The sequence below is a fragment of the Cobetia sp. SIMBA_158 genome, assembly GCF_046566945.1.
Taxonomy (GTDB): domain Bacteria; phylum Pseudomonadota; class Gammaproteobacteria; order Pseudomonadales; family Halomonadaceae; genus Cobetia; species Cobetia amphilecti.
The window spans coordinates 1-232 of the sequence record NZ_JAWJYL010001162.1 but is presented as its reverse complement, the minus strand read 5'-3'; the positions used below and the strand labels follow the sequence as shown (position 1 = coordinate 232).

Annotated in this window: 1 protein-coding gene; it reads left to right on the top strand. The window is 35.8% G+C overall.

The features are described 5' to 3' along the window. Window positions 1-232, top strand: a 232-nt coding sequence (locus R2R70_RS23405; RefSeq protein ID WP_410979408.1) for a hypothetical protein, incomplete at both ends; no start/stop codon positions are given.

Here is a 232-nt window from a genome sequence, read left to right as displayed (position 1 = left end):
AAGATTAAAATGATGCTCTTTTTGTATTGGGGAGCAAGTATATGTAAGCAATTATTTAGAAAAGGGGCTAATAATCTTGCTTACGAAAATTCGAGAACTAAGGGGTGTTTTGAGGTGAAAAAAGTATTCTTATCTCTGTTTGTACTGATGACAATGCTATTGTTAGCAGCATGTAATTCATCGGATACAAAAGAAACTGCAGCAGAACCAGCGAAAGGGGATTCATCTACTG